Here is a 3,667-nt window from a genome sequence, read left to right as displayed (position 1 = left end):
TGCCTGTGTTTTTAATATTATCTGAATTGATTTAAATCATCCATATATTCAAATCCTGCATCAAAAAGTCTTTTAATCAACTGTTCTTTATTTATATCATAAAATCGAACAAGACTATCAAGATCTGAAAAATCATCCCTAAGTTTCATATTAACTATACTTAGTAAAATATTGACATCCATACTTTCAAATCGCTCTATTCCCATCAACTTTACTCCCTAATTTAATCGACAATTATACATTTCTTATATCTAACATGACATCTATACGCATGTAATAGTCAATATTAAAACATTAACGTTGACTAAAAAGTGAAAACTTACTTACAAGTTATGACACTACTGTCTCATAACTATTCGTGAAGAACATCACAATTAACCTACCCATATTGTAATACATTAGCCGAAATTCATTAAATAAATCATTGAAAATTATAAGGGATTATTATGCGCAAAACACTGCTTACTTTGTCGTTAATTGCTACATCACTATTATCTGTTAGTGCTGTTCAAGCTAGAACATTAACTCTTGGACACGCGATGTCACTCGATAGCGCCGCTCATAAAGGTATGGTGATTTTTTCTGAAAAAGTAAAAGAAAAGTCACATGGGGAACTCACAGTAAAAATCTTTCCAAATGCTCAATTAGGTTCTGAGCGTGATCAAGCAGAGCAAGTTATTAATGGCGCTATTGATATGGCTAAAATAAATGGAGCATTGGCAGAATCGTTTGAGCCAACGTTTAAAACAATCTCTATTCCATATCTATTTAGAAGTCCTGAACACTTACGTAAATTTATGCGCAGTGATGTTGCTCAAAAACTACTGACTTCAAGTGAAGGTAAAGGGTTTGTTGGCTTAACTTTCTATGATTCAGGTTCTCGCAGTTTTTACGCTAAAAAGCCAATTAAAACCCCTGAAGACCTAAAAGGTCTTAAAGTTCGAGTTCCAGAATCACCTACAATGATGGAAATGATTCGTTTATTGGGTGCGAAAGCGACACCAATGCCTTTCAACGAAATCTACACTGGTTTACAACAAGGTGTTATCGATGCGGCTGAAAATAATATTTCTAGTCTTGTGGAAATGAAACACTCTGAAGTTGCTAAGTTCTACTCTATGGATCAACACTCAATTACCCCTGATTTGATTATTATTTCTGAATCCACATGGAATTCATTGAAACCAGAAGAACAAAAAGTTCTGAAAGAAGCAGCAGCTGAATCGTTAGAACAAGAAATCAATATCTGGGACCAAATTACCAATGCAAACAAAGAAAAAGCCATTAAATCTGGTGTTACCTTTGTAAAAGTGGACAAACAGAAATTCCAAGAAAAAGTAAAACCTATGTTGGATTCTGCACTAAAAGATCCAAAACTTTCTTATTACGTGAAACAAATTCAAGCTATGTAATAAATATTAATTGTGGTGCAGTATCAATATTTGAACTGCACCATAATTTTATTTAGACACTTTAAATGTCAAATTCAACATTAGAAGAGTGACAATGAAAAACAAATTAAACTCATTTAGAGAATATCTAGATAAGGCAATATTAACTATATGTGGTTTATTGATAATCACATTAGTCGTAACGGTAACATGGCAAGTATTTAGTCGTTATATTTTAAACGATCCAAGCTCATTTACTGATGAACTTTCTCGTTACTTGATGATTTGGTTAGGGCTACTTGGTGCCAGCTACTTATTTGGGCAAAAAGGTCACTTAGCAATAACTTTATTATTAGATAAACTATCAGGATGGACACAAATTGGGTTAAACATATTCATTAATCTAGTTTCATTATCTTTTATATTTCTAGCATTTTTAAAAGGTGGTATTGGTCTTGTAGGAAAAACATCTATGCAGATATCTCCGGCTCTTGATATTCCTATGTCCTACGTATACCTCATTCTCCCACTATCTGCTGTAATCAGTGGCATATACATATGTATCAATGTTGCAGACTCTATAATTGAACATAAGCAAGGACGGTAATAATAATGGATGTATCTATTGGTTTTTGGCTTCTTTGCTTGTTTCTTGGCATGATCGCAATGAGTATTCCAATTGCAATTGCAATTGCAATGTCTTCATTGGTTATCATGTTTTCAATTTTACCTTTTGATGTCGCTTCAATAACAGCCGCACAAAAAGCGGTAACGGGTATAAATAGCTTTAGTTTACTGGCTATCCCATTCTTTATCCTTGCTGGCAATATAATGAATCGCGGTGGCATTGCCAGCCGCTTAGTTAAATTTGCGCAGCTTCTTGTTGGTTGGTTACCGGGTTCCCTTGCTCACGTTAACATCTTGTCTAACATGATGTTTGGAGCTGTTTCAGGATCGGCTGTCGCAGCTGCAGCTGCTGTAGGTAAAACCTTAGCACCAGAATTGGAAGAAGAAGGTTATGATAAAGCATTTTCAACAGCAGTAAATGTTGCTTCTTGCCCTGCTGGCCTGCTTATTCCACCAAGTAATTCCCTTATCGTATTCTCAGTAGTCAGTGGTGGTACTTCGGTAGCCGCTCTATTTATTGCTGGTTATGTGCCTGGAATTATAATGGGCTTAACCTGTATGCTTGTGGCTCTTTTTTACACTAAACGAAGTGGTAAAGAAGCAGGTAGAGTACAACGACCTACGTTAAAAAGTGCGTTAAATACTATCTGGCGAGCACTGCCAAGCCTTGGCTTGATCGTTGTGGTAATTGGCGGAATCATTGGCGGTATATTTACGGCAACTGAAGGAGCCTGCATTGCAGTGCTGTACTCATTTGCATTGTCATTATGCTATCGCTCCATTTCCCTCTCTGATTTGAAAACAATATCGAAAGAAACTACTGAGATCACTGCAGTAATGTTGTTCTTGATTGGCGCTTCTACAATCATGTCTTGGGCAATGGCATTTACAGGACTCCCCGTATTGATCAGTGACTGGATGCTCTCTTTAAGTAGTAATCCAATCGTAATCTTCCTAATGATGAATGCTATTTTGCTCATCGTTGGTATGTTCATGGATTTAACTCCGGCACTATTGATCTTTACTCCTATCTTTATGCCGATAGCGACACAACTGGGTATGCACCCTATTCACTTCGCTATGATGATCATCTTTAACCTATGTATTGGCATTGCAACACCTCCAGTAGGTACAGCTCTATTTGTAGGCTGTAGTGTCAGTGGCGCAAAGATTGAGTCCGTGATTAAAGCAGTCATACCTTTCTGTCTATGCCTGATTTTTGCACTACTACTTATTACATTTGTTCCATCTATTAGTCTATTCTTACCAAAATTATTTGGGTTAATTCACTAAGATTATTTGAGCCTCTAGTTTTAGAGGCTCTTTATTCTCGCCATTCACCACACGTTAATTCTGTCACCCTCGCCAATGACTTCCTCCCCTTCTTGATGTCCGGTCTCTTTCAATATCTCAATCTTCTTTTTACAAACTCATCCTTCAAATTCATCACAATGGTCAATCTCAGTCGTAATTTCAGAACACCATTCAATCGGTTGTTCCCAAGGATTAAATGTTCATCACACCTCTCCAGCAAGCACGTCGACAAAGCCAAAGATAGATAGTACGCATTAGAGCTATCTCAACTCAACAGCACTCTCAGTCATTCTAGAGCCCTCTTCATTGCTCCAAAGCACCTCTAATACCAATCG

General features: G+C 36.8%; 4 protein-coding genes. 3 read left to right on the top strand and 1 reads right to left on the bottom strand.

What is annotated here, in order from left to right:
* Positions 1 to 17: 17 nt before the first annotated feature.
* Positions 18 to 206: a DUF4250 domain-containing protein gene (locus VHA01S_RS17505; RefSeq protein WP_023405676.1), complete on the bottom strand. Its 189-nt coding sequence runs from the start codon at positions 204 to 206 to the stop codon at positions 18 to 20.
* A 240-nt stretch (positions 207 to 446) separates the two neighbouring features.
* Here VHA01S_RS17505 and VHA01S_RS17500 point away from each other — a divergent pair, with 240 nt between their 5' ends.
* The 3 genes from VHA01S_RS17500 (at position 447) to VHA01S_RS17490 (ending at position 3,311) form a co-directional block, all read left to right on the top strand.
* Positions 447 to 1,412 carry a TRAP transporter substrate-binding protein gene (locus VHA01S_RS17500; RefSeq protein ID WP_023405675.1) on the top strand — a complete coding sequence of 322 codons (966 nt, stop codon included), beginning with the start codon at positions 447 to 449 and terminating at the stop codon, positions 1,410 to 1,412.
* 94 nt (positions 1,413 to 1,506) lie between these two features.
* Complete coding sequence (locus VHA01S_RS17495) at positions 1,507 to 1,998, top strand: TRAP transporter small permease (RefSeq protein ID WP_023405674.1); 492 nt, start codon at positions 1,507 to 1,509, stop codon at positions 1,996 to 1,998.
* Between the two features lie 5 nt (positions 1,999 to 2,003).
* Positions 2,004 to 3,311 carry a TRAP transporter large permease gene (locus VHA01S_RS17490; protein ID WP_023405673.1) on the top strand — a complete coding sequence of 436 codons (1,308 nt, stop codon included), beginning with the start codon at positions 2,004 to 2,006 and terminating at the stop codon, positions 3,309 to 3,311.
* Positions 3,312 to 3,667: the final 356 nt, after the last annotated feature.

It is taken from the genome of Vibrio halioticoli NBRC 102217, from assembly GCF_000496695.1.
Taxonomy (GTDB): domain Bacteria; phylum Pseudomonadota; class Gammaproteobacteria; order Enterobacterales; family Vibrionaceae; genus Vibrio; species Vibrio halioticoli.
Note: the sequence above shows the minus strand (reverse complement) of the source record. Positions and strands in the feature narration are given on the sequence as shown.

Excerpts from the sequence above, each read along its gene's own strand:
- VHA01S_RS17505 (WP_023405676.1), bottom strand. The coding sequence starts at position 206 with ATGGGAATAGAGCGATTTGAAAGTATGGATGTCAATATTTTACTAAGT.
- VHA01S_RS17500 (WP_023405675.1), top strand. The coding sequence starts at position 447 with ATGCGCAAAACACTGCTTACTTTGTCGTTAATTGCTACATCACTATTA.
- VHA01S_RS17495 (WP_023405674.1), top strand. The coding sequence starts at position 1,507 with ATGAAAAACAAATTAAACTCATTTAGAGAATATCTAGATAAGGCAATA.
- VHA01S_RS17490 (WP_023405673.1), top strand. The coding sequence starts at position 2,004 with ATGGATGTATCTATTGGTTTTTGGCTTCTTTGCTTGTTTCTTGGCATG.